This is a genomic window from Marinobacter sp., from assembly GCF_035268745.1.
Lineage (GTDB): Bacteria > Pseudomonadota > Gammaproteobacteria > Pseudomonadales > Oleiphilaceae > Marinobacter.
Window position 1 is genome coordinate 1 of the sequence record NZ_DATFKH010000217.1, and the last position, 1,584, is coordinate 1,584.

The window sequence follows — 1,584 nt, forward strand, 5'->3', positions numbered from 1 at the left end:
CCAGTCTCCCACAACCGGCCTGTCGACAGCAGCTGCTTTTCGCAAGGCAGGGGATAACTCTACGACTCGCTCACCCGGTTCGCAGACGACTGTGCTCCTGGAGCGCTGAACCGACCCGACGCGGCCGAGACGTTCGCCAACTAAGCGATCGTCGGTTAGCTGCTGGATAAAAAACGGAACGAGGCCCAGGCTTCCTAAGCGTTCACCCATGACTATGACCTGCCATGTTCATAGCGCCCGGCGTCGCCCTCCACGGGGAACCGGCAGTTGCTGCCCAGTGGCCATGAATATCTTCAACTACTTGTACTTCGCAGAGGTAATGAACTCGCCGAAGGTCTCGCACCAAACGATAACGCTCGAGTACTCAGATGGGTTCAAGCCAATGGGAACCCGGACAAGGAAATTGCTGAACGTCTTGACGTCCCCCACCAGGGCCATCTGCGGCTTCAAGCGATTGAACTCGATTTCGGTTTCAACGAAAACAGGGGACAGGTAGAGCTTGTAGTCAGGGCCGGGTGCCAACCTTCCCATGAGGGATATCGAGTCCGCACCTATGGCGACCTTGCCTTCTCCCCAGTGCAAGACGTCGCTGTCCTTCAGATCCCGGCGAAACTCCGCGGTGTAAGCTGCAGTTTCGGCAACTTCTGACACCTCAGCAGCGGAAGGCGCCGCTGGCGCGATGAGGATCGGCAGAAGGTAGATTCCGGCAGCAAAGCCGACAGCCCCGATGAGGCCGTGGGATACGAGCAGAAGGACGAGCTTTCGTGCGTTCAATCAGTTTGCTCCAGGATTTTTTGTGACGCTCCCCCGGGTCAGAATCTTCTCGCGGCCACGCTGTGCTAACTCCGACAGATACTTGTACAACGCTTCGATCTCCCTGTCTGTAATCCGCCAGTTGCTCAGTACCCCCTTGAAGATCCAGTAGCACAGCAAGGGGCTCATGATCAGATACAGCGCCTTGATGGCGTCATTCGACTCATATCTCGACGGCGTCAAACTCAGCGAACATTTGATGCGCTTCCGGCAACTTGATAAGCGGTGTGAACTCACAGACCGCACCGAACTCAGCCCAGAGCGCCTGAACCGAAGGATTGCTGTGCGCTTTCTCGATTGCTGCAGCTGAGCGCCATTCGAAGACTTCCACGATGGAACCGTCAGCAGCGCGCATGATCTAGGCTGGCTTATCTGTAACGAGTTGCTCAGTTCGCAGCACATCCAGGTGCTTCTTCACGGCGGCCAGAAGCTGCTGCTCCAGGCCCTGCTTCGGCGGGTACGCAACCACTACGAAACGACCCATGCCTCTCACCCCTTGTTCCAATGCCTAACAGGTTCAGGCCCGTCTACGACGATGATGTTTGCCATAGGCTTTAATCATCCGGATTGAGTGGCTGTCACCAAAATAGTTTTCAAAAGTCCTTCGCAAGCAGCGCCCCATTTCTGCCGGGATGCTCCCAACCATCTTTCACCATTTCTCGCCGCGCCAGCTCTGAGTAGCCGTGTCGCTCATACAGTCGCCGAGCGGCTCCATTCGCATCTTCACCACCGTGCAGCTATCCCTGACATCACGCATGGCCCGGGCCGAGT

General features: G+C 56.8%; 3 protein-coding genes and 1 pseudogene. All 4 read right to left on the reverse strand.

All coding sequences use genetic code 11. The features are described 5' to 3' along the window. Positions 1 to 210 (reverse strand): annotated as a pseudogene (locus VJ956_RS14280) (ribosome small subunit-dependent GTPase A); the annotation flags it as partial. A gap of 87 nt (positions 211 to 297) precedes the next feature. After that, positions 298 to 774, reverse strand: coding sequence for a DM13 domain-containing protein (locus tag VJ956_RS14285; RefSeq protein ID WP_324085712.1), 477 nt, complete (start codon positions 772 to 774; stop codon positions 298 to 300). Between the two features lie 202 nt (positions 775 to 976). After that, positions 977 to 1,168: a hypothetical protein gene (locus VJ956_RS14290; RefSeq protein WP_324085713.1), complete on the reverse strand. Its 192-nt coding sequence runs from the start codon at positions 1,166 to 1,168 to the stop codon at positions 977 to 979. A gap of 3 nt (positions 1,169 to 1,171) precedes the next feature. Continuing rightward, complete coding sequence (locus VJ956_RS14295; protein WP_324085714.1) at positions 1,172 to 1,297, reverse strand: hypothetical protein; 126 nt, start codon at positions 1,295 to 1,297, stop codon at positions 1,172 to 1,174. Between the last annotated feature and the right edge of the window lie 287 nt (positions 1,298 to 1,584).